Below are 23,443 nucleotides of genomic sequence, written 5' to 3'. Positions count from 1 at the left end.
CGGCATCAGGCGGTGTGGTCGACCTCGACGATGCCGGCCCCGCCGTCGAGCGCGGTCACGTCCTCGACGATCGAGCGCGCGAGCGTCTGTGCGTCGAGACCGATGCGAGCCAGGATCACGTCGCGCTTGGCGTGGTCGAGGAACTCCTGCGGGATGCCGTGCAGGCGGAACGGCGTCTCGACACCCTCGTCGTTGAGGGTCTGCAGCAGCGTCGCGCCGCAGCCGCCGACGCGACCGTTGTCCTCGACGCTGACCACGAGCCGGTGCTCGCGGGCGAGGTCGACGATGGCGGGGTCGACGGGCTTGACCCACCGCGGGTCGACCACGGTGACCCCGATGCCTTGGTCGGCCAGCCGCGAGGCGACCTCGACGGCCGTCGTCGCCATCGACCCGACGGCAACGATCAGCACGTCCCGGTCCCCTGAGCGCACCAGCACGTCGGCGCCGCCTGCGCGGTCGATCGCCGGCACGTCGGCGGGCGGAGGGCCCTTGGGGAATCGGACGACGGTCGGGGCGTCGTCGACGAGGACGGCCTCGTCGAGCAGCTCGCGCAGCCGGGTGACGTCCCGCGGTGCGGCCAGGCGCAGCCCGGGGACGACCTGCAGGATCGACATGTCCCACATGCCGTTGTGGCTCGCACCGTCGTCACCGGTGACGCCGGAGCGGTCGAGCACGAAGGTGACTCCGCACTTGTGCAGCGCGACGTCCATCAGCACCTGGTCGAAGGCGCGGTTGAGGAAGGTGGCGTAGACCGCGAAGACCGGGTGCAGCCCGCCCATCGCCAGGCCGGCGGAGGAGGTGACGGCGTGCTGCTCGGCGATCCCGACGTCGAAGGTGCGCTCGGGGTACTTCGCGGCGAAGGCGTCGAGCCCGACGGGGTGCATCATCGCCGCGGTGATGGCGACGACGTCCTCCCGGCGGCCGCCGAGGTCGACGATGGCCTCGGAGAAGTGGTCGGTCCAGATCTTGCCCTTGGGCTTCTCCGCACCGGTCTGCACGTCGAACGGGCCGGGAGCGTGGAACTGGTCGGCCTCGTGCCGCAGGGCGGGGTCGTAGCCCTGGCCCTTGCGGGTCAGGGCGTGGACGATGACCGGGCCGTCGAAGCGCTTGGCGTTGGTCAGCGCCTGCTCCATGGCCGTGCGGTCGTGGCCGTCCACCGGCCCGACGTACTTCAGGCCGAGGTCCTCGAAGAGGCCCTGCGGGGCCAGCGCGTCCTTCATGCCCTTCTTGACCGCGTGGAGCGCGTCGTAGGCCGCGTGCCCGACGCCGGGGACCGCGTTGAGACGCTTCTTCACCAGGTCGAGCACCTGCTCGTAGCGCGGGTTGGTGCGCAGCGACGTGAGCGCGGTGGCGAGACCACCGATGGTCGGCGTGTAGGACCGCTCGTTGTCGTTGACGACGATGACCAGGCGGCTCTTCTTCGCGATCGCGATGTTGTTGAGGGCCTCCCAGGCCATGCCGCCGGTCAGCGCGCCGTCGCCGATCACCGCCACGACGTGCCGGTCCTCACCGCGGATCGCATAGGCCTTCGCCAGCCCGTCGGCGTAGGACAGCGCTGTCGAGGCGTGGGAGTTCTCCACGATGTCGTGCTCGGACTCGGCCTGGCTGGGGTAGCCGCTGATCCCGCCCTCCTTGCGGAGCGTCGCGAAGTCGGCGTGCCGTCCGGTGACGAGCTTGTGGACGTAGGACTGGTGCCCGGTGTCGAAGACGACCCGGTCGTGCGGCGAGTCGAAGACCCGGTGGATCGCCAGCGTCAGCTCGACCACGCCGAGGTTGGGTCCCAGGTGACCGGAGTTGGTCGCGACGGTGCGGATCATCACGTCGCGGATCTCGGCGGCGAGCTCGTCGAGCTGCTCCGCGGAGAGGCCACGGAGGTCGCGCGGCGAGGCGATCGAGTCGAGGAGAGCCATGGGGCAGGAGTCTATTTCATGGGCGGTCGAGGACCGCCACCGACGGCTCGTGGAGGCTTCCCAGCCACACGCGTCCCTCGTGCTCCCGGACCCCGGTGACCATGTGGTAGCCGGGACCGTGGTCCGGCCGGGGCAGGTCGAGGTCGTGCACCAGGCGGCCCTCGTCGTCGTAGGCCTGGACCCGGATCGTCTGGGCCGGCTTGGGCTGCAGCGCCTCGGGGATCCGCGTGACCGCCTTGCGCAGCACCATCGGCGCCGACCCGAGCCGCTCGACGAGGCCGTCGACCGGGCTCGCCACCGCGATCCAGATCAGCCCGTCGCTGCCCCGGCTGATGTTGTCGGGATAGCCCAGGAGGTCGGCGACGAGGTGGTCGCGCTCCCCCGCGCGCGGTCCGGTCAGCCAGAGTCGTACGACGGTGCGGCCGCGGCACTCGGCCACGGCGACGTAGGACTCGTCGGCGGCGAGCGCGACGCCGTTGGCGAAGGCGAGACCCTCGAGGACGACCTCGACGGAACCGTCGGGGTCGCGCCGGAGCAGCCGGCCGGTCCGGGTGTGCTGGACGAAGTCGTCCTTCCACCGGTCGACGCCGTAGTGGAGCGAGGAGTCGCTGAACCAGATCGTGCCGTCGGAGGCGACGGCGGCGTTGTTGCAGAACTGCATCGTTCGGCCCTCGACCCGGTCGACCAGCACCTCGACGGTGCCGGTCGCGGGCGCGACCCGGAGCACGCCTCGCCGGGCGTCGCAGACGACGAGGTCGCCGTCGGGGAGGAGCTCGAGGCCGAGCGGCCGGCCGCCGGTGTCGGCGACCCGGCGGGTGCTGCCGGTCGCCGGGTCGAGCGCCCAGATCACCCCGTCCTCGGTGCCGGTGAAGACCGTGCCGTCGGGGGCGACGACGACGTCCTCGGCACCCATCGACGGGACGGGGTGGACGGTGAGGGTGCGATCGGTCATGGCGCCATGCTGGCGTAGAGATCGCTGTCGAGGAAGGCCGGGACGATGTCGGTGGCGGCCGAGCTGAGGTCGAGCCCGCGCGCCACGGTGGGGTCGACGAACACGATCTGACGTCCCTCCCGGCAGTCGATGTCGGCGTCCGTGAGGTCGGTGGCGGCGACGAAGACCTGCATCACGTCCCACGAGCCGTAGGCCTCGTGGTGGTCCACCACGAACTCCCGGAACAGGCGCAGGCTGCCGGCCGGCATCCGGACCCCGGTCTCCTCCTCCAGCTCGCGGTGGGCGGCGGGCTCGAAGTCCTCACCCGGGTCGACGTGCCCGCCGGCCAGGCCCCACTTCTCCGGGTCGATCCGCGGGTGCTCGTCGCGCTCCTGCAGCAGGATCCAGCCCCGGCGGTCGACGAGGATGATCCCCGCGAACCTCCTCGGGTCCGGGCCGGGGTCGAAGGGGTGGGCCTCGGACCACTCGCGCACCCGGTGGAGGGTCAGCTCCGTCGCCCTGTGCAGCGGGCGGTCGGCGACGTCATCGAGGTGGACGAAGACCATCTGGCGGCCCTCACCGCACACCACGTTCGCCTGCGTGGCGATGGTCCGGACCGCGAACAGCTCGAACTCGTCGTCCCCGCCGCACCCGTCGCTGCGGAACCGCCGCACCCCCAGCGACTCGAGGTCGTGGATGTCGACGACCAGCCCGGTCTCCTCGCGGAGTTCACGGACCGCGGCGGCGCGGAAGTCCTCGCCGGCCTCGAGGTCCCCGCCGGGATAGCCCCAGCGGCCCGGCTCGTGGAGCACGTCGTCGTCGCGCTCCTGCATCAGCAGCCGCCCCTGCGGGTCGATGACGGCGACGGCGGCGAACCTGTGCATCACGCGACCCTAGCCAGACCTCACATCCGCACCCGGTAGCGACGCCCTCGTAGGGCGTCCTCGACGAGCCCCACCTCGCGGCGTACGCCGAGCAGGCGGGCGTCCTCGAGCTGGAAGGTCTGCACGGCCGCGAGCACGACCGCCTCGTCAGCCAGGTCCTTGAGGTCGCCGCGGATCTCGCTCAGCCCGCGGCGGGTCGCCAGCTGCTGGGCCTCGACGTGCAGCACCGCGAAGCGGGCCAGGACGACGACGTGCCGGCGCAGCCCCGAGAAGCGGCGGTAGTCGGGCGGGCACAGGTCGAGCAGCCAGCTCGCGGCGGTCGCCTCCCAGTCGGGCGCGTCCGGCGGCCGCACCTGCCGCGGCCACCCGGGCGGCGCGACCCCGCGGTGCCCCTCGGGCGGGGTGGGCCGCTGGCGGGGCTGCGGAGCGGGGAACACGCGGCCAGTCTATCGAACACGCGTTCGACTCGGAATGGGTGGCGTCTGCTCGACTGACTGTGAGGATTCCCTTCGCAGCCTGATGGTGCTGGGCTGTGGGGCGGTGACTGCGGGTGTGACCCATCGACTGACTGGCTTCGTGCCTTCCGCGCGACTTGTCCGCTCGTGGTTGCCGGCCCCGGCCCGGTCGGAGTAGCTGGCCTGATCAGGAGCTTGACCGACCGGTGTTCGCGCACCGGTCGTGTCTCATCACAGTCCTGCCGAATCTCCGCCCCGGACCGGAAACCACATCCGCTCCCAGGCAAGGAGAGAACGCAATGACCAGTCTGACCGATCTACGCGAGGTGGTCGATGTCGTCATCGGCGTCGACACCCACGTCCACACCCACTCCGCGGCCGCGATCGACGCCCGAACCGGTGGCGTGCTCGCCGAGATCACCGTCGAGGCCACCGCCGACGGATACGAACAGCTGGTGGAGTTCGCCGACGAGCACGCAACCCTGCGCGCGTGGGCGATCGAGGGCACCGGCGGTCACGGCGCCGGCCTGACCCGCCACCTTGAACGGCGCGAGGAAGTCGTGATCGAGCTCGACCGCCCCGAACGCGCCAAGCGACGTCACGGCGCGAAGTCCGACCCGATCGACGCGATCCGCGCCGCCCGGGAGGCGCTGTCACGGCCCCGGCTCGGTGGCCCGCGCAGCGGCGGCGACCGTCAAGCCCTGTCGGTGCTGCTGGCCGCACGTCGATCCGCGGTCAACGCCGCCGGCGACGCGCAGCGGCAGGTGTTCAGCCTCGTCATCGCCGCCCCCGAACAGATCCGCGCCCGGTTCCGCAACCAGAAGCTGCCGGCCATGCTCAAGACCGCCGCCGCTTTGCGGGTCCACCCGTCGTGGGACGTGGAGACCACCACCACTGTGACCGTGCTGCGGTCCCTGGCCCGCCGCGCCCGTGCGCTGGCCGAGGAGGCCGACGAGCACGAGAAGGCCCTCAAGGTGATCGTGCGGTCCTGGCGTCCCGACCTCCTCGAGCAGCTCGGCGTCGGACCGATCGTGGCCGCGACCGTGCTGTGCGCCTGGTCCCACCCCGGCCGCATCCACTCCGAGGCCGCCTTCGCGATGCTCGCCGGCGTCGCGCCGATCCCAGCCACCAGCGGCCAGGTCACCACCCGGCACCGACTCAACCGTTACGGCGACCGACAACTCAACCGCGCCCTGCACACCATCACGCTGTCCCGGATCCGCTACGACCAAAACACCCGCGACTACGTCGCGCGTCGCACGACCGAGGGCAAGACCACCCGCGAGATCAAGAGATGTCTCAAGCGCTACATCGCCCGAGACCTCTACCGACTACTCGAACACCGACCGATCATGACTTGACGATCCATAGGAGCGTCGGGTCAACGGGGAAGGACGGCCTCGACATGTCACGGCGATGCTCCCCGCTGTGCACGGGCAGGGCGCTCAGCCCGCCAGGAACGACCAGCGCACCTGGCGCTCGTCGTTGTCGACGTTGAGGTCGACCAGGCAGATGCTCTGCCAGGTGCCGAGCGCGAGCCGGCCTCCGAGCACCGGGACCGTGCAGTGGGGCGGCACGAACGCCGGCATGACGTGGGACCGGCCGTGGCCGGGCGAGCCGTGGCGGTGGCGCCAGCGGTCGTCGGGAGGCAGCTGGTCGCGCAGGGCGGCGAGCAGGTCGTCGTCCGACCCGGCGCCCGTCTCGATCACCGCGATGCCGGCGGTCGCGTGGGGCACGAAGACCTGGAGCAGCCCGTCGCCGCGTCCGTCCACGAACTCGACCGCGTCCTGCGTCAGGTCGAGCACGACCTCGTCCGCGCCGGTGCGGTAGGTGCGGATCTCACTGTCCATCGCGCAGCGCCTCCTCGATCCGCTCCACCTTCGCGGTCAGCTGGCCCTCGTAGCCGGGGCGGATGTCGGCCTTCAGCACCAGGCCGACCCGCGGCGACACGGCGGCGACCGCGTCGACGGCCTGCTTGACCACGGCCATCACCTCGTCCCACTCCCCCTCCACGTTGGTGAACATCGCGTTGGTCTCGTGGGGCAGCCCCGATTCGCGTACGACGCGGACGGCCGTGGCGACCGCGTCGGTGACCGAGCCGGAGGGATCGCTGGACATGGGTGAGATCGAGAAGGCGACGAGCATGTCTCCACGCTAGGGCACGCCCCGCCTCCCGGGCCGCGGCCACCCCGGCGGGTGGAACGACCCATCCACGCCCGTGCCTACGTTCGAAGGACCAAGGAACGGCCCTCCCACCCGGGGGCCCCAACGAAGGGACACCACGTGCCTGACGTCACCGCAAGCTCTGGCCTGCTGAGCTCCACCAAGGTCCATGTCGAGGACTCGGGCGGGAGCGGTCGGCCCGTCGTCCTCATCCACGGCTGGCCCCTCTCCGGCGAGTCGTGGAGCGAGCAGGTCGGCCCTCTGAGCGCCGCCGGCTACCGCGTCGTCGCCTACGACCGTCGCGGCTTCGGTCGCAGCGACAAGCCGTCCAAGGGCTACGACTACGACACCCTTGCCGACGACCTCGACGGGATCCTCTCCGAGCTCGACCTCACCGACGTCACTCTCGTCGGGTTCTCGATGGGCGGCGGTGAGGTGGCCCGCTACATCGCCCGCCACGGCCAGGAGCGGTTGCACTCGGTCGTGTTCGCGGCCGCCGTCCCGCCCTACCTGATGAAGGGCGACGACAACCCCGACGGGCCGCTCACCGAGGAGGCCGCGACCGAGATGACCCAGGGGCTCGAGGAGGACCGGACCACGTTCTTCGACGGCTTCACCCGCGACTTCTTCTCCGCCAAGGGCGAGCTGAAGGTCACCGAGGAGCAGCGCCAGGAGGCCATTGCGATGTGCCACCAGAGCGACCAGAAGGCGGCGCTGGGCTGCATGGAGGCCTTCGGCACGACCGACTTCCGCGACGACCTCACCCAGGTCACGGTGCCCACGCTCGTCATCCACGGCGACAGCGACGCCACGGTCCCGTTCGAGGGCTCGGGCAAGCGCACCCACGAGGCGATCGCCGGCTCGGAGCTCGTCGTCGTACCGGACGCGCCGCACGGCTTCAACGTCAGCCACGCCGACGAGTTCAACGCCGCGCTGCTGGACTTCCTGGCCCGCTGAGGCCGGCCCGCCCGAGCAGACCGCCCCCGCCTCAGGCGTCGGTGCCCTGCTCGGGCAGCCCGCCCTGGGGGTCGGGGGTGCCGCCCTGGCAGCTCACCCCGAACTCCGGGGCGGTGTGCCCGTCGCCGTACTCCTCGAGGAAGAGCCCCAGCCGCCGGTCGTCCGCACCGTCGAGCTGCAGCTGCGCGCCCCACACCGTCACCACGACGGGCGAGGGCAGGTCCTCGCGCGGCGACATGATGCCGTTGTCGGGCAGCTGCTCGGCGAGCGCTGCGCGGTCGTCCTCCGACAGGTCGGGGTCGTGGGTGATCCACACGGTGCCGTGCTCGAGGTCGTGGACGGCGTTCTCGTCGCGGACCGGCTCGTCGTAGACGCCGCACGCCAGCCAGATGGGAGCGTGGGCGCCTCCGGCGGGCGGGTGCTGCTCGTAGGTCACGTCGTCGGTGGTGTGGGAGCGGTCGGTGATCTCCCAGGTCTCCACGAGGGTGAGGTCGAGGGCGCGTTGCTCCCGCTCGTCACCGCGGATCGCCCGGTCGACGAGCGGCGCGACGAGGGCTGCGCCGAGCACGAGCGCGGCCGCGACGCTCGCCAGCACCAGGGGCAGGCTCCGCCGCGGACGCTCCACGACGGGCGCGGTGCCGACCACGGGGCCGGGGTCCTGCTGCTCGACCGCCTCGGGCGGACCGGGGTGCTGGACGTCGCTCACGGCGTCAGGCTACCGACGCAGGTCCAACACCACGTCGGTGCGATCCTCGTCGTCTGCGGGCAGCGCAAGCCGCAGGCGCGCCAGCCCGTCGCGCGCCTGTGACTTGACCGTACCGGGCGCGATGCCGAGCTGCGCCGCGATCTCCGCCTCGGAGAGTCCCTCGTAGTAGCGCAGCACGAGCACGGCTCGCTGCCGCGGCGCGAGCGACCGCAGCGCATCACGTACGGCGATGAGATCGGCGCTGTCCGGGTCGTGCGACAGCGCCTCGGGCAGCACGTCGCTCGCCTGCTCGCGCCAGCGTCGGCGCCGCCAGCGCGAGACGTTCTCGTTGACCATCGTCCGCCGGACGTAGGGCTCGGGGTTGTCCCGGATCCGCCGCCACTGCGGCACCACCTTGACCAGCGCGGCCTGCACGAGGTCCTCGGCGTCCTGGGCGTGCCCGGTGAGGAGGTACGCCGTCCGCAGCAGCGCGGCCTGCCGCGCGACGACGAACTCGGCGAAGCCGTCAGGCGTGGCCACGTCGCCGCCTCAGGTCGCGCCAGAGCGAGATGCAGAAGACCAGGGCGAGGATCCCGCCGGCCCCCACCACTCGAGGGTCGGGAGCGAACGGGGCGTCCGGGGCGGGCACGACCTCGGCGGTCCACGCGTCGGCGGCCACCTGCGGCGTGCTGCCCGAGAACTCCGTCAGGTCCGTCCGCGCACCGCTCACCACGTCGAGCGCCCACGCCCGGTGGACGCGCTGGGGCCGACCCTCCTCCACCTCGTCCAGCCCGGCCACGACCACCTCGGTCGGGGAACGCCACCCCAGGACCGTCCCCGCGACGGCGTCGTCGACCTGTCGCAGCGCGACGCGGGTGCCGGCGACGGCGCCCACCACGACCGGCTTGGGCGTCGAGTCGTAGATGCTGGCGTCGGGCATCAGCAGGGCCGCCAGGCGGGCCCCGTCGGTGCTGAGTGCCGCGTGGACGGTCCCCGCCTCGTCGGGCGCGCCGGCCGGGAGCTCGAGCCGGAGCGTCCGCGGGTCACGGTCGCCGATGACCACCTCGACCTGGCCGGAACGGCCCTGCTCGACGAAGCCGCCGGGTGCGTCGCCGACGCCGTTGGCGCTGACGCGGCGGCCGGCCGGGCTGGTGGCGTCCTCGCGCTCGTCGGTACCCAGGTCCCACGTGTGGGTCCGGGTCCGCGCGGTGAGCGCACCGTCCTCCCGAGCCTGCGCGGGGCCAGCCGACCACCACAGCACGTCCCCCGCCCAGGCCAGGCCGCCGGTCCACAACCCGTGGTCGGACTCGATGGTCCAGACGTCGCGCTCGCCGGTCTCGAGGTCGAGCACGGCGACCCCGTCGGCGAGCATCGCGCTCTCCCCCGCCTGCCCGAGCGCGTCGGCGTCGGCAGTCGTCGCGATCCAGTACGCCACGCGCGAGCCGTCGTGCGACACGGCGACCTGACCGAGCTCGAGCGCGTCGGGCAGGTCGAGGAACCGCGACTCCCCCGTTGTCGCCGAGACGCCCCAGAAGGCGTTGCGGTCCGACCACAGGCCCGACCGCGTGCCGATGCCGACGGCCGAGAGCCGTCCCGGGACGCTCGGGAAGGCGGACTCCCAGCTCCCCGGCTGGCGGACCACGTCGGGCAGGACCATCGGCTGCGCGGAGTCCGCCGGCTCGACGCGCTGCACCCGCTCGAGCAGCAGCGGCGTCGCCGTCGTACCCAGCAGCCCGACCGCCACGACGGCGGCCAGCGCGGCTGCGAGCCTCCCGCGTTGCCGTCGGCGACCGTGCGTCCAGACCGAGTCGGGCTCGATGACGCCGGCCGGCGCGTGTGCGGCCAGGCGCTCGAGCCGCTCGGCGACGTCGATGGGTGGTGCGGTCATGCGTGGATCCCCCTCGTGTGCGGCACAGCCTCACACGTCCACACGCCACGAGGAGCGCATCCGGTGGGGTGGCTCCGGGGGATTTCTCAGGCCAGGGCAGTGCGTACGTCGTCGGCGCGCTCGTCGTACTCGTCCTGCGGGATGTCGGGCAGCATGTCGGCCCAGACCGGCAGGTTGGAGCCGCGGAGCTCGAGCACCCCGAGCGGGCGGGCCAGCACGTTGACGGACAGGTGGCCGCCGCCGTTCTCCCACTTGCTCACCTGGACGTTGCCGACGCCGGGGAGCGCGCGCAGGGCGCGGTAGGTGCGCGCCACCAGCCGACCGAGCTCCTCGTCGGCAGCCTCGTCGAGGTCGTCGAGCCGCTCGTGCTCGCGCGAGACGACGTTGGCGACGAACATCAGGCTGGTGCCGCCCGGCCGGATCACCGCGAGCCGGGACCCGGTGTGCAGCACGAGGTCGTCACGCCCGAGGGCCTTGCAGGTGCCGCAGGCGTCGGGCGAGCGGTCCCGTGACGGCTCGGGGACGACCCGCTCCCCCATCGGCTTCGGGGTGAGCCCGTCGCGCTCGAAGGGGAAGACCTCCCAGTCGGCCATGCCGCCCAGCGGCGGGCGGCCGGCCGCGTCCAGGTGGTCCTGGACGCGGCCGCGCCACACCGCCGCCGGATCGGCGGCAGGGTCGGTCATCCGCGCAGCAGGTTGCGCAGGACGTACTGCATGATCCCGCCGTTGCGGTAGTAGTTGGCCTCGCCCGGGGTGTCGATCCGGACGGTGGCCTGGAAATCGCTGGTCTCGCCGTGCGCCTGGTCGGTGCCGGGCGCGGGCTCCACCTTGACCGTGACGGTCTTCGGCGTGGTGCCGTCGTTGAGCTCGGTGATGCCGCTGATCGAGATGATCTCGGCACCGGTGAGGCCCAGGTCGTCGGCGGTCTTGCCGTCGGGGAACTGCAGCGGGATGACGCCCATGCCGATGAGGTTGGAGCGGTGGATCCGCTCGTAGGACTCGGCGATGACGGCCTTGACGCCCAGCAGCGCGGTGCCCTTGGCGGCCCAGTCGCGCGAGGACCCGGAGCCGTACTCCTTGCCGGCCAGGACGACCAGTGGGGTGCCGGCCTCCTGGTAGCTCTGGCTGGCCTCGTAGACGCTGGTGACCTCGCCGTCCTTGGTGAAGTCCTTGGTCACGCCGCCCTCGGTGCCCGGCGCGATCTGGTTGCGCAGGCGGATGTTGGCGAACGTGCCGCGGATCATGACCTCGTGGTTGCCGCGGCGCGAGCCGTAGGAGTTGAAGTCACGCTGCTCGACACCGTGCTCGGCGAGGTAGTGGCCTGCCGGGCTGTCCTTCTTGATCGCACCGGCCGGGCTGATGTGGTCGGTGGTGACCGAGTCGCCCAGCTTGAGCAGGACGCGGGCGCCGACGATGTCGGTGACCGGCTCCGGCTCGTCGGGCATGCCGTCGAAGTAGGGAGGACGGCGGACGTAGGTCGAGTCCTCGTCCCACTCGAAGGTGTTGCCCTCCGGGGTGGGCAGCGACTGCCAGCGCTCGTCACCCTTGAAGACGTCGGCGTAGGAGTCGCCAAACATGTCGGAGGTGATCGCCTGGGCGATCGTCTCCTCGATCTCCTGCGGGCTCGGCCAGATGTCCTCGAGGAAGACGTCGTTGCCGTCGGAGTCCTGGCCCAGCGGGTCACCGAAGAGGTCGACGTCCATCGACCCGGCCAGCGCGTAGGCGACGACGAGCGGCGGTGACGCGAGGTAGTTCATCTTCACGTCCGGGTTGATCCGGCCCTCGAAGTTGCGGTTTCCGGACAGCACCGAGACGACCGCGAGGTCGGCCTCGTTGACGGCCGCGGACACCTCGGGGATGAGCGGGCCGGAGTTGCCGATGCAGGTCGTGCAGCCGTAGCCGACGAGGTTGAAGCCCAGCTTGTCGAGGTAGGGCGTGAGTCCCGAGCGGTCGTAGTAGTCGGAGACGACCTTGGAGCCGGGCGCGAGCGAGGTCTTGACCCACGGCTTGCGGGTCAGGCCCTTCTCGACGGCCTTCTTGGCCAGCAGCGCGGCACCGATCATCACGCTCGGGTTGGAGGTGTTGGTGCACGACGTGATCGCGGCGATCACCACGGCGCCGTGGTCGATCTCGACCTCCTGGCCGTCGAGCGAGACCTTCGTCCGCTTCGTGGGCCGACCGGCGTCCTTCGGGGCGTCGGCGTGCACGGGCTTGCCGTTGCCGCCCTCGTGGCTCGGCGAGTCGGAGGCCGGGAAGGACTCCTCGACCGCCTCGTCGTAGCCCGTGGCCTCGGCGGCGTCGTCCGGGTCGGAGTCGCCCTCGTCGACGTAGTCCGCGAGCGCGGCGCGGAACGAGTCCTTGGCCGCACTGACCTCGACGCGGTCCTGCGGACGCTTCGGGCCGGCGAGCGACGGCACCACGGTGGAGACGTCGAGCTCGAGGCGCTCGCTGTAGCGCGGCTCGGCGCTCGGGTCGTGCCACAGCCCCTGCTCCTTGGCGTACGCCTCGACGAGGGCGAGCTGCTCGTCGGTGCGGCCGGTCAGGCGCAGGTAGTCGATCGTCTGGTCGTCGATCGGGAAGACCGCGATCGTCGAGCCGAACTCCGGGCTCATGTTGCCGATGGTGGCGCGGTTGGCCAGCGGCAGCGCGGAGACGCCCTCGCCGTAGAACTCGACGAACTTGCCGACCACACCGTGCTCGCGGAGCATCTCGGTGATGGTCAGCACGAGGTCGGTGGCCGTCGAACCCGCGGGCAGCTCGCCCGACAGCTTGAAGCCCACGACGCGCGGGATGAGCATCGAGACCGGCTGGCCGAGCATCGCGGCCTCGGCCTCGATGCCGCCGACGCCCCAGCCGACCACGCCGATGCCGTTGACCATCGTGGTGTGGGAGTCGGTGCCGACGCAGGTGTCGGGGTAGGCCACGCCGTCGCGCACCATGACGACGCGCGCGAGGTGCTCGATGTTGACCTGGTGGACGATGCCGGTGCCCGGCGGGACGACCTTGAAGTCGTCGAAGGCGCCCTGGCCCCAGCGAAGGAACTGGTAGCGCTCGCGGTTGCGCTCGTACTCGATCTCGACGTTGCGCTCGAAGGCGTCGGCGGAGCCGAAGACGTCGGCGATCACCGAGTGGTCGATGACCATCTCGGCGGGCGCGAGCGGGTTGATCTTGGTGGCGTCGCCGCCGAGCTCGGCCATCGCCTCGCGCATGGTGGCGAGGTCGACGACGCAGGGGACGCCGGTGAAGTCCTGCATGATCACGCGGGCAGGCGTGAACTGGATCTCCTGGTCGGGCGCGGCGCTGGCGTCCCAGCCGGCGATCGCCTTGATGTGGTCGGCGGTGATGTCCGCGCCGTCCTCGGTGCGGAGCAGGTTCTCCAGCAGCACCTTCAGCGAGAAGGGCAGGCTCTGGACGTCGAGCCCCTCACCCTCGACCGCGTCGAGTCGGTAGATCTCGTAGGACTGTCCGTCCACGTCCAAGGTGCCCTTGGCACCGAAGCTGTCCTGACTGGCCATCAGCCACATCTCCTCGGGAGTTCGCGGGTTCGCATCCATCTTGCCGTCGCACCCTGAGGCGCGGGAAGCAGGGGGACCCCTAGTTCTGACATCGCAGTATCTTGATGTCAAGATATCACACACGCCCGGCTGGCTCGGCTAGCCTCCCCGCGTGCCGACCCTCCTCCACCTCAACGGACCGTCCGGTGTCGGCAAGTCCACGCTCGCCCGTGCGTACGCCGCCTCGCACCCGGGCACCCTCGTGTGCGACATCGACGAGCTGCGGTCGTGGGTCTCGGGCTGGGAGGACGACTTCGTCGGCACCGGTGAGGCCGTCCGGGCCTCCGCCCTCGCCCTGCTGACCGCCTACCTCGCCACCGGTCGCGACGTGGTGCTCCCCCAGCTCATCGTCACGCCCTCCCAGGCCGAGCGGTTCGAGGCGGCCGCGGCGGCGGCAGGGGCGTCGTACGTCGGCGTGGTGCTGACGGTCGAGCCGGAGGCCCTGCTCCCCCGCCTGCACGCCCGCGCCGCCACGCCCGTGAACACCGTCGTCTCGCGCATCATCGAGGAGCGGGGCGGCGACGAGCTGGTGCTCGAGGGCCGGCGGCAGCTGCTCGACCTCGCACCGCAGCACGGGTGGACCGTGGTCGATGCGACGGACCGCGACGCGGCCCTCACCTCACTGTCGGACCTCGTGACCGCCCGTCGCTGACGCGGCCCGTCAGTCGATCCCGGCCATCTGGTCGAGCCGTTGGAGCAGGTCGTGCGCGGCCAGCTCGACAGCCTTGTGCCGCCACTCGGACGCGCGGTAGACGCACGCGATGAGGCCCGAGCGGTGCACGCGACGCAGGTCTCCGTAGACGAACGCGTAGCGGGCCTTGGTCCCGTCGTTGGCGCCCTCGGTGAGGCCCAGGTGCCAGGCTCCGTAGTCGTCCCACGAGTGGCGCTCGAGGTAGGCGTTCTCGTCCTCCGCCCGCGGCTGCACCTGGCCCCAGTCGCTGTCCAGGACGTACTGCCGGCCGTCGATGAGCCTGCGTGCGTGCGCGACCGCCGCCGGGTTCACGTCGTACGTGGCCATGGCGTCACCCTGCCACGATCAGAAGCCCAAGATCCTGCCGAAGGCCGAGAAGAAGGCGTCGAACGCCTTGGCGATCGGGTTCCTGGGACCGTCGGCGCTCGCCTTCTGCCAGAAGAGCGGGTGCGAGCCACTGAACTCGTCGTCGACCAGTGGGGTCCGGCCCCACAGGTACGGCCAGAACACCTCGGTCCGGTTGACACCCACCTGCAGGCGGGAGTCGAAGCCCATCACGAGGTGTTGCTCCATCCGGGTGGTCCCGCTGCGCGGGCTCGTGGCCACCACGTCGCCGCATCCCTGGACGATCAGGCTCCCGCTGCCCGAGAACATGATGTAGCGCACCTGCCACGTCGCCAGGGACTGGATTCCCCACCGCCACCGCGTCTTCAGCTCCGGTGAGCCGATCACACCGACGACGTGCCGCGGCCGCATGACCAGACCCGGGTGGTCCCGGAAGTCGATGCGCATGAGGTACGAGTCCGGGTCGTCCGGGGTGGCCAGCGTCGCCGTGGTGACGCGTTCATCGCCCGTGACCCGGCTCAGGCCGTAGAGCCCGGCCGCGTAGCTGATGAACGGCGACGACCAGTCGTACAGGAGGTGGCCGCGGATCGGGCCCTGCACCGGCCGGACGTGCTCCGACCGCGCCGACAGCACCTCGTCGGGGCCCAGCTCGATCGTCAGGGTGCGCTCGGCGCGAGTGGTGCGGAGGTCGCTCCGCTCGGTCTCTGCCCCCTCCGACAGGTGGATCGGCCGCTGGGCCCGGTGGACCAGCGGCATGAGCACGAAGTAGCTGATGGCCCGCAGCGTTGGGGGCATGACGAGCACGAGCAGGGCGATGGCGGCCAGCCACCTCCACGACCGGGCCCACTGGTCGACGACCCATCCCACGCCCGATCCCTGGGCCTCCTCCAGGCTGCGCTCCTCGGCCTGCTTCTGCTCACGCTCCGACTGCTTGCTGTCGATCTCCCTCTCGGCGGACGAGAAGGCGCCGCTCACGCCGAGCTGCTCGAGCTTCTGCTCGTTCGTCAACGCTGGGTCGCGTAGGACCAGAGCATCGGCTTCGGCCTCGGCCAGATTCCGTTCGACCGTGGCCTGCGCCTGCTCGGCCTTCTCCAGCAGCTTCGTCGCGTCCTCACACGGGTTCGGGCCGATCGGCAGCCGCTCGGGCAGGCTCTCCCAGAAGCCGCACACGTTGTCCCGCTGCTCGCGGTTGTCCTCGACGGCGGACGCCAGCTCCGATGCCTGTCGATCCAGCCCGTCGATCTCCGCGCCGATCGTGCCCTCGAGCGACGTGACGGCCTCGGCCCGGGCCTGCTCGGCCTCGGCGCGGAGCTGCTCGAGATCGCTGTCGAGCGCTGTGCGTTCGGCGCGGACCTGCTGCAGCCGCTCGCGGTCCGTGACGGCGTCCTTGAGGGCCGGGACCGCGGCCTGGACGAGCAGGAAGCCCAGGAACATCGACAGGACGACCGCGAGGAGCAGACCCACCTTCCTCAGTGCGAAGCCGAGGACTGCCGAGACCAGACGCACCGCGCGATCCTAGTTCGACGTCACGGCAGGCCGGGGCCGGTTCTCCTCAACAGCGCGACGCACTCGACGTGGTGGGTCATCGGGAACAGGTCGAAGGCCCGGATGGCCGTGAGCTCGTAGTCGTGCTCGGCGAAGATCGCGACGTCGCGCCCGAGCGCGGCGGGGTCGCAGGCGACGTACGCCACGGCGCGGGGGCGGCGGTCGACCACCTGCTCCACGACGGCGCGCTTGGCGCCCTCGCGCGGCGGGTCGAGCACGACGAGGTCGAACGGCTCGTCCAGGCCCGAACGCAGCACCCGGTCGGTCGGGCCGCACTCGACGACGGCGCCCTTCAGCGCCGACAGGTTGGCGCGGGCGTGGGTGCACGCGGTCCGGTCCGCCTCGACGGCGACCACCCGGGCGCCGGTGGCCTCGCCCACGAACCGGGCGAACAGCCCGACGCCTGCGTAGAGGTCGAGGGCGCGCTCGCCGGGGCGCGGGTCGAGCAGCTCGAGGACGCTCTCGACGAGCACGCGCGGGGCCTCGGGGTGCACCTGCCAGAAACCGTCGGAGGCGGCGGAGAACGGGTGCGCGTCGGCGCCGACCGTGACCTCGTGGCTCACCGAGTCTCGTGACAGGCGTGGTGCGCCCCCCTCGCCCAGCGGTTCGTCGACCGCGTCGCCGGGTCGCGCACCCTCGGCGGCGATGAGGCAGTCGTCGACCCGGACGAGGTCGTGGGAGCGGTGCGCCCGCATCGCCGGACGGCCGTCCGGGCCGATGGCGTAGCGCTGACGGGTGCGCCACCGCAGGCCGTCGTCGGGGCGGTCGGGGACTGGGACGGCCTGCACCTGGAGACCGGTGACGAGCGACGAGGACGCGTCGAGGCGCCCGAGGCGGACGAGCTGCTCGCGCACCACGGCGGTCTTGAGGTCGCGCTGGGCCGGCACCGCGACGTGCTGGAAGTCGCACCCGCCGCACAGGCCCGGGCCGGCGTAGGGGCACGGGGCCTCGACCCGGTCGGCGGACGCGGTCGCCACCTCCACCGCGTCGCCGCGCCAGAAGCGGTCGCCGTCGGTGCCCTCGGTGATCTCGACGACCACTCGCTCCCCGGGCAGGGCATGGCGCACGAACACCACCCGAGACTCGGGCTCGGGCAGCCGCGCGACGCAGTGCCCGCCGTGGGCGACGGGTCCCACCTCGACTTCGAAGCGCTCCCCCACCCTTGAGCGGCCGCGGGCACGGCGGGTGCGGTTGTGGCGGCTCATCGTGGCGTGGTCATTCGTCGTCGATCTGCCGGTTGTTGTTGCGCGAGGCCACCCGGCCACGGCGCAGGTCGCCGGCGTGCACCCGGACCTCGTCGCGGCGCCGCTCCTCGGCCATCTGGGAGGAGCGCAGCTGGTAGGGCACCGAGATCACCATGACGCCCGGCGTGAACAGCAGCCGTCCCTTGAGCCGCAGCGCGGTCTGGTTGTGCAGGAGCTGCTCCCACCAGCGCCCGACGACGTACTCCGGGATGTAGACCGCCACGACGCCGCGCGGGCTCGCGCGCCGGATCTCCTGGGTGTACTCCACGATGGGGCGCACCACCTCGCGGTAGGGCGAGTGCAGCACCTTGAGCGGGATGTCGAGGTGCCGGTCGTCCCACTCCTCGAGCAACCGGGTCGTGGCCTTGGCGTCGACGCTGACGTAGATCGCCTCCAGCACGTTGGGGCGGGTGGCGCGGGCGAAGGCGAGCGCGCGCAGGGTCGGCTTGTGCAGCCTGGAGGCGAGCACGATGGCGTGCACCCGGGTCGGCATGACCTTGTCCTGCTCGTCGGCCGCGAGCTCGAGCTCCACGCGGGCGTAGTGGCGCCCGATCGCCTGCATGACGAGGAAGAAGAAGCCCATCGCCAGGATCGTGATCCACGCACCGGCGAGGAACTTGGTGATCAGCACGATCACCAGGACCACTGCGGTCATCCCGAGGCCGAAGGTGTTGATGGCCCGCGAGCGCATCATCCGGCGGCGTACGGCCGGGTCGCGCTCGGTGCGCAGGTGACGCGTCCAGTGGCGGATCATCCCGAGCTGGCTGAGGTTGAAGGAGACGAAGACGCCGACGATGTAGAGCTGGATCAGCTTGGTGGTCTCGGCGTCGAAGACCCAGATCAGCAGCATCGACAGGGCCGCAAGGAAGACGATGCCGTTGCTGTACGCGAGCCGGTCGCCGCGCGAGCCGAGCGACCGGGGGGCCAGCCCGTCCTGGGCGAGGATCGAGCCGAGGACGGGGAAGCCGTTGAAGGCGGTGTTGGCCGCCAGCACGAGGATGACGCCGGTGACGGTGACGACGAAGTAGAAGGCCGGCGGGAACGTGTCCATGAACAAGCCCTCCGCGATCTGGGAGATCACGGGGTGCTGCTCGTAGCTGTCCGGCACAGCGCCCCCGGCAGCCGTGCGGAGGCGGTCGAGCTCGTGCGGGTCGACGTAGCGGATCGTCATCTGGTTGGCGAGGACGATGACGCTCATCATCATCGTGATCGCGATCAGGCCGAGCATGAGCAGCGTGGTGGCGGCGTTGCGGCTCTTGGGCTTGCGGAAGGCCGGCACGCCGTTGCTGATGGCCTCGACGCCCGTCAACGCAGCACACCCGGAGGAGAACGCCCGCGCCAGCAGGAACATCAGCGCGATCTGGGTCAGCGGCTCCTCCCACCCGGGCTGCGGCGCGATGTCGAGATGGGCGCTCTCCGCCTCGGGAAGATCGCCGGCCAGCAGGCGCAGGAGTCCGTAGGCGCACATGCCGAGGATGGCCACCATGAAGAGGTACGTCGGCACGGCGAAGAACGAGCCCGACTCACGCACGCCGCGCAGGTTCATCGCGGTCAGCAGCGCCACTGCGACGACACCGACCGTCGCCTCGTGCCCGATCAACGGCGGGATCGCACCGGCGGCGTACTGGGAGGCCGACGAGATGGACACGGCGACGGTGAGCACGTAGTCGACCAGCAGCGCGCTGGCGACCGTGACGCCGGCGTTGCGGCCGAGGTTGACGGTGGCGACCTCGTAGTCGCCGCCGCCGGACGGATAGGCGTGCACGGTCTGGCGGTAGCTGGCGACGACGGTGAGCATCACCAGCGCGACCGCGAGACCGATCTTCCACGACCAGACGTACGTCGACGCGCCGGCGACGGCGAGCATGATGAACACCTCGTCCGGGGCGTAGGCCACCGACGACAGTGCGTCGCTGGCGAACACCGGCAGGGCGATCCGCTTGGGGAGGAGCGTCTCCCCCAGCTGGCTGCTGCGCAGCTTGCGACCCAGCAGGATCCGCTTGGACACGTCGCCGACACTCACGGGCGCGAGCCTAGACCCGCGACGATCCAGATCCTTGCTGGGATACGGTTCTGGCGTGCACGTCGTGATCATGGGTTGTGGCCGCGTCGGTTCGACGCTCGCCCGTAGCCTCGAGGACCGCAACCACACCGTGTCCGTGATCGACAGCGAGCCCGACGCCTTCCGTCGCCTGGGCCCGGAGTTCAACGGTGACAAGATCACGGGCTACGGCTTCGACCAGCAGGTGCTGGAGAAGGCCGGCATCCGCCGCGCCGACGCCTTCGCCGCGGTCTCCAGCGGTGACAACTCCAACATCATCGCCGCGCGGGTCGCCCGGGAGACCTTCGGCCTCCAGCAGGTGGTCGCCCGCATCTACGACCCCGGCCGCGCCGAGGTCTACCAGCGCCTCGGCATCACGACCGTGGCCACCGTGAAGTGGACGGCCGACCAGGTCCTGCGTCGCATCCTGCCGGCGGGGGCCGAGCCCGACTTCCGCGACCCGTCGGGAACGATCCGCGTCGACCACATCCCCGTCCCCGAGGTCTGGGTCGGCAACCGCACGGTCGAGTTCCAGATGCAGTCGCGCAGCCGGATCGCCTGGATCGACCGGCTCGGCGAGGGCATGCTGCCCACCCGCGAGACCGTGCTGCAGGAGGGCGACATGCTGCACATCGTGATCCGCGAGGAGAACGCCGCCCACGCCTACGCCGTGCTCGAGGCCGGCCCCGAAGACGACTGAAGGACATCTGAGACATGCGCGTCGCCATCGCCGGAGCCGGAGCCGTGGGTCGATCGATCGCCCGGGAGCTGATCGAGAACGGTCACCAGATCCTGCTGATCGACAAGAACCCCTCGGCCATCCGTCCCGAGCGCGTCCCCAACGCCGAGTGGCTGCTCGCCGACTCGTGCGAGCTGTCCTCGCTCGCCGAGGCGCAGCTGGGCAAGTGCGACGTGGTCATCGCCGCGACCGGTGACGACAAGGCCAACCTGGTCACCTCGCTCCTCGCCAAGACCGAGTTCGGCGTCCCCCGCACCGTCGGGCGGGTCAACCACCCCAACAACGAGTGGCTCTTCACCGAGGCGTGGGGCGTCGACGTCAACGTCTCCACCCCGCGCATCATGTCCGCGCTCGTCGAGGAGGCCGTCTCGATCGGCGACCTGGTGCGCCTGTTCACCTTCCGTCAGGGCAACGCCAACCTGGTCGAGCTCACCCTGTCGGCCGACTCCCCCTACGTCGGCACGCCCGCCGGGCTGGTGCCGTTCCCCGAGAACTGCGCGCTCGTGACCATCCTGCGCGACGGGCAGGTCTACACGCCCGAGGCCGAGCAGCCGCTGGAGTCCGGCGACGAGCTGCTGTTCGTGGTGCCCGCCGAGGTCGAGTCCGAGCTCGAGCAGCTCCTCTCCCCCGTCCAGCACCACGGCTGAGGGCGGGGCCCTCAGGCGGTCGCGGCGTCCTGCGCGACCGGCGTCTTGTTGCGCGAGAGCAGCCAGATCATCGAGGCGAGCGCCGCGAGCTGCAACGGCCAGCCGAGCGCGATCTTGAGCACGCCGAGGGCGGCCACCGCCGCGTCGGGGTCCATCGAGCCGGAGTTCCCGCCCAGCCAGATCGGTCCCTGGATCGCCACCCGCAGCAGGCACGGGGCGACGAGGAGCCAGGTCAGCCGGTTGCAGAGCTTCACGACCTGCTTGTCGGAGTGCCAGGCCGTGGGGTCGCCGGTGATGCTGCCGACCATGAAGCCGACCAGCGGCCAGCCGATGAGGCAGGTGAACGCCAGCACGACGGCGTACCCGCCGTTGTAGAGCAGCCCGGGCAGGAAGTAGGCGAGCGCCTGCTCCTGCTCCGACCCGCCCGACTGGGCGGCGCGGTAGACGAAGTACCAGCCGATGCCGATCCCGAAGAGGGCGTTGACGACGAACTGGACCGTCGAGCGCTGCACCAACCGGATGGCGAGCAGGACGAGCGCCGCACCGATGCTGATCGACAGCGCGAGGTTGAGGTCGCGCATCGTCAGCCAGGTGACGGTGAACAGGATGGTCGGGACCGCGGCCTCGGCCATGCCCCGCCGGCCGCCGAGCGCCTTGGCGAGCTGGCCGCGCACCACGGCCTCGACCGTGTCGGTGGTGGGGGTGATGGCGCTCGTGGGCTTGGCAGCCGGATCGCTGGTCGGGTCGGTCACGGGCGCAGCTCGTATCGGGGGTTGAACATGATCGGCACGCCGCCCTGTCGCCCGATGCAGCCGGCGACGCTCACCGACCGGCCGGGGTCCACGCCGGTGATGCGGCGCCGCCCCAGCCACACCACGGTGATGACGCCCGAGCCGTCGTCCAGCTCGGCCTCGAGGGCCGGGACGCCACCGCGCGGGCGAAGCGTGACCGTCCGCAGCACGCCGTTGACGACCACGTGCTCACGCTCGGGGGCGTCCGCGATGGCGATGGCCTCGTTGGTCGCGTGCGACTGGCGCAGGTCGCGCTGATGGGCCTCGGAGCTGTCCGCCCACCGGGAGAGCGCCTGACGCAGCCGGCTCTTCTCGGCCACGGCTCACCTGACCCGGCGGGCGTCGTCCGGCAGCGTGACCGGCAGCGGCTCGCCGACCGGCATCGCCTGGTCGCCGCGGCGTACGACGATCTGCGCGAGCGCGTCCTCCCAGTCGGAGGTCGTGTCGGGGTCGACGGCCGGCTTTCCGAGGAAGGAGGCGCGGAGCATCCAACGGTCGCCGTTGACACCGACGATGCGTGAGGGCTGCGTGGCCGTGGTCCCGTCGGGGCGTCGTACCGGCATCTGGCACACCAGCTCGGTGCCCCAGCGGCCCTCGCGCTCCGTGGCCTGGCCCCCGCGGCGCGCCATGTCCTCGGCGATCTGCGGGCGGACCTCGGACCACAGGTCACCGTTGCGCGGGGCGGCGAAGGCCTGGAACTCACACGCGCCGTCGGAGCCGGCGAGCATGACGGCGCGGACCTGGCCGCTCTTCTCGTCGACCTGCAACCGGAGCTCGCGATCGGCGATCGCGGGCACCAGGACCGAGCCGAGGTCGGCGCGCTCGACGCCGTCGCCCTCGACCTGGGTCACGTCGAACGGGCCGGTGCCCGCAGCCGGGCCGGCGGTGTCGTCCGCGGCGCTCTCCGCGGAGGTCTCCGCAGTCGCCGGGGTCGTGTCTGCCTTGCGGCGGAACTTCACGTCTGCACTCCTTCGATCAGCGCGCCTTCGAACGCGTTCCGGCTCAGGGACGCGAACCGGTACCTGTAGAACCGTAGCCCCCGGCGCCCCGGATCGACTCGGGCAGCACCCCCACCTCGACGAACCGCGCCCGCTCGAACCGCTGGACGACGAGCTGGGCGATCCGGTCGCCGCGGCGGAGGGTCACGGACTCGACCGGGTCGTGGTTGATCAGCATGACCTTGACCTCGCCGCGGTAGCCCGCGTCGATCGTGCCCGGGGTGTTCACGATCGACAGGCCGTGGCGGGCGGCGAGCCCGGAGCGCGGGTGCACGAGCGCGACGTACCCGTCCGGCAGCGCGATCGAGATGCCCGTCGGCACGAGCGCCCGCTCACCGGGTGCGAGGTCGACGTCGACGGTGGTGTGCAGGTCGGCGCCGGCGTCTCCCGGGTGTGCGTACGACGGGAGCGGCAGGTCGGCGTCGAGGCGGACGATCGCGATGTCCAGGTCGGGGGTTGGGTCGGGGGTTGGGTCGTGGTCGGGCACGGGGAGTGAATCTATAGGCTCTGCGCCGTGGACTACGCCGAACGCCTCACCGTCCCGCTCCGCTGGTGGGTGCAGGGCACGATGTTCGTGGCGTCGTTGTGGCTGGCCGTCCTCGCCGCCACGCCCGAGGTCGTGGCGTGGTCCGTCACGGCCCTGGCCATGGGTGTCCTGGTCGTCATGTTCGTCGGTTACGGCCGCCCGCGGGTGTCCGTGGACGGCACGACCTTCCGCGCCGGCCGGGCGCACATCCCGCTGGAGCTCGTCGGTCCCGCAACCGCACTCGAGGCGGACGACGTACGACGTCAGGCGGGCGTGGACGCCGACGCGAGGGCCTACCTCCTGCTGCGCCCCTACCTCAAGCGCGGCGTCCGGGTGGACATCGCGGACCCCGCCGATCCGACGCCGTACTGGCTGGTCAGCTCGCGCCGACCCGACGCCCTCGTCTCAGCCCTGGAGGCGGGGCGGACGCGCGCAACTGCTGGGTAGGGT

General features: G+C 71.6%; 25 protein-coding genes. 6 read left to right on the top strand and 19 right to left on the bottom strand.

Going from position 1 to position 23,443, the window contains the following annotated elements; genetic code table 11:
• Window positions 1-5: 5 nt before the first annotated feature.
• Genes dxs through ACNKF0_RS11055 form a run of 4 tightly spaced genes read right to left on the bottom strand, consistent with a single transcriptional unit; the run spans window position 6 to window position 4,162 of the window.
• Window positions 6-1,910 carry a 1-deoxy-D-xylulose-5-phosphate synthase gene (gene dxs, locus ACNKF0_RS11070; protein WP_416958351.1) on the bottom strand — a complete coding sequence of 635 codons (1,905 nt, stop codon included), beginning with the start codon at window positions 1,908-1,910 and terminating at the stop codon, window positions 6-8.
• A gap of 16 nt (window positions 1,911-1,926) precedes the next feature.
• Window positions 1,927-2,862, bottom strand: a complete 936-nt coding sequence (locus ACNKF0_RS11065) for an SMP-30/gluconolactonase/LRE family protein (protein WP_416958349.1) — start codon at window positions 2,860-2,862, stop codon at window positions 1,927-1,929.
• Window positions 2,859-3,725 carry an NUDIX domain-containing protein gene (locus ACNKF0_RS11060; RefSeq protein WP_416958347.1) on the bottom strand — a complete coding sequence of 289 codons (867 nt, stop codon included), beginning with the start codon at window positions 3,723-3,725 and terminating at the stop codon, window positions 2,859-2,861. The genes ACNKF0_RS11065 and ACNKF0_RS11060 overlap by 4 nt, the downstream gene beginning before the upstream one ends.
• A 20-nt stretch (window positions 3,726-3,745) precedes the next feature.
• Window positions 3,746-4,162, bottom strand: a complete 417-nt coding sequence (locus ACNKF0_RS11055; RefSeq protein WP_416958345.1) for a hypothetical protein — start codon at window positions 4,160-4,162, stop codon at window positions 3,746-3,748.
• A 317-nt stretch (window positions 4,163-4,479) separates the two neighbouring features.
• Between ACNKF0_RS11055 and ACNKF0_RS11050 the strand changes: the two genes are divergently transcribed.
• Window positions 4,480-5,541, top strand: coding sequence for an IS110 family transposase (locus tag ACNKF0_RS11050; RefSeq protein WP_416958343.1), 1,062 nt, complete (start codon window positions 4,480-4,482; stop codon window positions 5,539-5,541).
• A gap of 84 nt (window positions 5,542-5,625) precedes the next feature.
• Here the strand turns inward: ACNKF0_RS11050 and ACNKF0_RS11045 are convergent, their stop codons facing one another.
• Together ACNKF0_RS11045 and ACNKF0_RS11040 are read right to left on the bottom strand one after the other, a co-directional pair.
• Complete coding sequence (locus tag ACNKF0_RS11045) at window positions 5,626-6,030, bottom strand: YjbQ family protein (RefSeq protein ID WP_416958341.1); 405 nt, start codon at window positions 6,028-6,030, stop codon at window positions 5,626-5,628.
• The gene (locus ACNKF0_RS11040; protein ID WP_299928794.1) at window positions 6,020-6,325 is read right to left on the bottom strand and encodes a thiamine-binding protein; all 306 of its coding nucleotides are present in this window, start codon (window positions 6,323-6,325) and stop codon (window positions 6,020-6,022) included. Before ACNKF0_RS11040 ends, ACNKF0_RS11045 begins: the two co-directional genes overlap by 11 nt.
• A gap of 138 nt (window positions 6,326-6,463) precedes the next feature.
• Between ACNKF0_RS11040 and ACNKF0_RS11035 the strand changes: the two genes are divergently transcribed.
• A complete protein-coding gene (locus ACNKF0_RS11035) occupies window positions 6,464-7,300 on the top strand; it encodes an alpha/beta fold hydrolase (RefSeq protein WP_416958338.1) in 837 nt (278 codons plus the stop codon).
• A gap of 31 nt (window positions 7,301-7,331) precedes the next feature.
• Here ACNKF0_RS11035 and ACNKF0_RS11030 read toward each other — a convergent pair whose 3' ends face one another.
• The 5 genes from ACNKF0_RS11030 to ACNKF0_RS11010 form a co-directional block, all read right to left on the bottom strand.
• A complete protein-coding gene (locus ACNKF0_RS11030; protein WP_416958336.1) occupies window positions 7,332-8,006 on the bottom strand; it encodes a DUF3105 domain-containing protein in 675 nt (224 codons plus the stop codon).
• A gap of 9 nt (window positions 8,007-8,015) precedes the next feature.
• Window positions 8,016-8,525 carry a SigE family RNA polymerase sigma factor gene (locus ACNKF0_RS11025; RefSeq protein WP_416958334.1) on the bottom strand — a complete coding sequence of 170 codons (510 nt, stop codon included), beginning with the start codon at window positions 8,523-8,525 and terminating at the stop codon, window positions 8,016-8,018.
• Entirely contained in the window at window positions 8,512-9,873 is a 1,362-nt protein-coding gene (locus tag ACNKF0_RS11020) for a hypothetical protein (RefSeq protein ID WP_416958332.1), read from the bottom strand. The genes ACNKF0_RS11025 and ACNKF0_RS11020 overlap by 14 nt, the downstream gene beginning before the upstream one ends.
• 86 nt (window positions 9,874-9,959) lie before the next feature.
• Window positions 9,960-10,556, bottom strand: coding sequence for a hypothetical protein (locus tag ACNKF0_RS11015; RefSeq protein WP_416958330.1), 597 nt, complete (start codon window positions 10,554-10,556; stop codon window positions 9,960-9,962).
• Window positions 10,553-13,387, bottom strand: a complete 2,835-nt coding sequence (locus ACNKF0_RS11010; RefSeq protein ID WP_416958328.1) for an aconitate hydratase — start codon at window positions 13,385-13,387, stop codon at window positions 10,553-10,555. The genes ACNKF0_RS11015 and ACNKF0_RS11010 overlap by 4 nt, the downstream gene beginning before the upstream one ends.
• A 151-nt stretch (window positions 13,388-13,538) precedes the next feature.
• Between ACNKF0_RS11010 and ACNKF0_RS11005 the strand changes: the two genes are divergently transcribed.
• Window positions 13,539-14,078, top strand: coding sequence for an AAA family ATPase (locus ACNKF0_RS11005; protein ID WP_416958326.1), 540 nt, complete (start codon window positions 13,539-13,541; stop codon window positions 14,076-14,078).
• 9 nt (window positions 14,079-14,087) lie between these two features.
• Here ACNKF0_RS11005 and ACNKF0_RS11000 read toward each other — a convergent pair whose 3' ends face one another.
• The 4 genes from ACNKF0_RS11000 to ACNKF0_RS10985 are packed head-to-tail and all read right to left on the bottom strand — an operon-like array spanning window position 14,088 to window position 19,274.
• Window positions 14,088-14,444 (bottom strand): hypothetical protein, encoded by a 357-nt coding sequence (locus ACNKF0_RS11000; protein ID WP_416958324.1) that lies wholly within the window; start codon window positions 14,442-14,444, stop codon window positions 14,088-14,090.
• A gap of 18 nt (window positions 14,445-14,462) precedes the next feature.
• Window positions 14,463-15,968, bottom strand: a complete 1,506-nt coding sequence (locus ACNKF0_RS10995; protein WP_416958322.1) for a hypothetical protein — start codon at window positions 15,966-15,968, stop codon at window positions 14,463-14,465.
• A gap of 20 nt (window positions 15,969-15,988) precedes the next feature.
• Complete coding sequence (locus tag ACNKF0_RS10990) at window positions 15,989-17,212, bottom strand: class I SAM-dependent RNA methyltransferase (protein ID WP_416958320.1); 1,224 nt, start codon at window positions 17,210-17,212, stop codon at window positions 15,989-15,991.
• A gap of 10 nt (window positions 17,213-17,222) precedes the next feature.
• On the bottom strand, window positions 17,223-19,274 hold the full coding sequence (locus ACNKF0_RS10985; protein ID WP_416958318.1) for an APC family permease: 2,052 nt from the start codon (window positions 19,272-19,274) through the stop codon (window positions 17,223-17,225).
• A gap of 55 nt (window positions 19,275-19,329) precedes the next feature.
• On the opposite strand from ACNKF0_RS10985, the gene ACNKF0_RS10980 reads away from it, so the two are divergent.
• Entirely contained in the window at window positions 19,330-19,992 is a 663-nt protein-coding gene (locus ACNKF0_RS10980) for a potassium channel family protein (RefSeq protein WP_299929643.1), read from the top strand.
• Window positions 19,993-20,006: 14 nt separating this feature from the next.
• Window positions 20,007-20,678 (top strand): potassium channel family protein, encoded by a 672-nt coding sequence (locus tag ACNKF0_RS10975; RefSeq protein ID WP_299929646.1) that lies wholly within the window; start codon window positions 20,007-20,009, stop codon window positions 20,676-20,678.
• A gap of 11 nt (window positions 20,679-20,689) precedes the next feature.
• Here ACNKF0_RS10975 and ACNKF0_RS10970 read toward each other — a convergent pair whose 3' ends face one another.
• The 4 genes from ACNKF0_RS10970 to dut are packed head-to-tail and all read right to left on the bottom strand — an operon-like array spanning window position 20,690 to window position 22,954.
• Window positions 20,690-21,430 (bottom strand): DUF3159 domain-containing protein, encoded by a 741-nt coding sequence (locus ACNKF0_RS10970; protein ID WP_299929649.1) that lies wholly within the window; start codon window positions 21,428-21,430, stop codon window positions 20,690-20,692.
• The gene (locus ACNKF0_RS10965; RefSeq protein ID WP_299929652.1) at window positions 21,427-21,789 is read right to left on the bottom strand and encodes an OB-fold nucleic acid binding domain-containing protein; all 363 of its coding nucleotides are present in this window, start codon (window positions 21,787-21,789) and stop codon (window positions 21,427-21,429) included. The genes ACNKF0_RS10970 and ACNKF0_RS10965 overlap by 4 nt, the downstream gene beginning before the upstream one ends.
• Window positions 21,790-21,792: 3 nt before the next feature.
• Window positions 21,793-22,428 carry a DUF3710 domain-containing protein gene (locus ACNKF0_RS10960; RefSeq protein ID WP_299929655.1) on the bottom strand — a complete coding sequence of 212 codons (636 nt, stop codon included), beginning with the start codon at window positions 22,426-22,428 and terminating at the stop codon, window positions 21,793-21,795.
• 43 nt (window positions 22,429-22,471) lie between these two features.
• Window positions 22,472-22,954: a dUTP diphosphatase gene (gene dut, locus ACNKF0_RS10955; RefSeq protein ID WP_299929658.1), complete on the bottom strand. Its 483-nt coding sequence runs from the start codon at window positions 22,952-22,954 to the stop codon at window positions 22,472-22,474.
• Between the two features lie 27 nt (window positions 22,955-22,981).
• Between dut and ACNKF0_RS10950 the strand changes: the two genes are divergently transcribed.
• Window positions 22,982-23,440, top strand: a complete 459-nt coding sequence (locus tag ACNKF0_RS10950; protein WP_416958314.1) for a DUF3093 domain-containing protein — start codon at window positions 22,982-22,984, stop codon at window positions 23,438-23,440.
• Window positions 23,441-23,443 lie beyond the last annotated feature (3 nt).

Origin of the sequence: Nocardioides sp. T5 (genome assembly GCF_048161455.1) — a bacterium.
Taxonomy (GTDB): domain Bacteria; phylum Actinomycetota; class Actinomycetes; order Propionibacteriales; family Nocardioidaceae; genus Nocardioides.
The sequence above is the reverse complement of the archived record's forward strand: the minus strand, read 5'-3'. Positions and strand labels throughout refer to the sequence as shown.

What these genes read in the sequence shown, in the direction of transcription:
- dxs (WP_416958351.1), bottom strand. Translation starts at nt 1,910, where the DNA reads ATGGCTCTCCTCGACTCGATCGCCTCGCCGCGCGACCTCCGTGGCCTC.
- ACNKF0_RS11065 (WP_416958349.1), bottom strand. Translation starts at nt 2,862, where the DNA reads ATGACCGATCGCACCCTCACCGTCCACCCCGTCCCGTCGATGGGTGCC.
- ACNKF0_RS11060 (WP_416958347.1), bottom strand. Translation starts at nt 3,725, where the DNA reads ATGCACAGGTTCGCCGCCGTCGCCGTCATCGACCCGCAGGGGCGGCTG.
- ACNKF0_RS11050 (WP_416958343.1), top strand. Translation starts at nt 4,480, where the DNA reads ATGACCAGTCTGACCGATCTACGCGAGGTGGTCGATGTCGTCATCGGC.
- ACNKF0_RS11045 (WP_416958341.1), bottom strand. Translation starts at nt 6,030, where the DNA reads ATGGACAGTGAGATCCGCACCTACCGCACCGGCGCGGACGAGGTCGTG.
- ACNKF0_RS11040 (WP_299928794.1), bottom strand. Translation starts at nt 6,325, where the DNA reads ATGCTCGTCGCCTTCTCGATCTCACCCATGTCCAGCGATCCCTCCGGC.
- ACNKF0_RS11020 (WP_416958332.1), bottom strand. Translation starts at nt 9,873, where the DNA reads ATGACCGCACCACCCATCGACGTCGCCGAGCGGCTCGAGCGCCTGGCC.
- ACNKF0_RS11015 (WP_416958330.1), bottom strand. Translation starts at nt 10,556, where the DNA reads ATGACCGACCCTGCCGCCGATCCGGCGGCGGTGTGGCGCGGCCGCGTC.
- ACNKF0_RS11010 (WP_416958328.1), bottom strand. Translation starts at nt 13,387, where the DNA reads ATGGCCAGTCAGGACAGCTTCGGTGCCAAGGGCACCTTGGACGTGGAC.
- ACNKF0_RS11000 (WP_416958324.1), bottom strand. Translation starts at nt 14,444, where the DNA reads ATGGCCACGTACGACGTGAACCCGGCGGCGGTCGCGCACGCACGCAGG.
- ACNKF0_RS10990 (WP_416958320.1), bottom strand. Translation starts at nt 17,212, where the DNA reads ATGAGCCGCCACAACCGCACCCGCCGTGCCCGCGGCCGCTCAAGGGTG.
- ACNKF0_RS10975 (WP_299929646.1), top strand. Translation starts at nt 20,007, where the DNA reads ATGCGCGTCGCCATCGCCGGAGCCGGAGCCGTGGGTCGATCGATCGCC.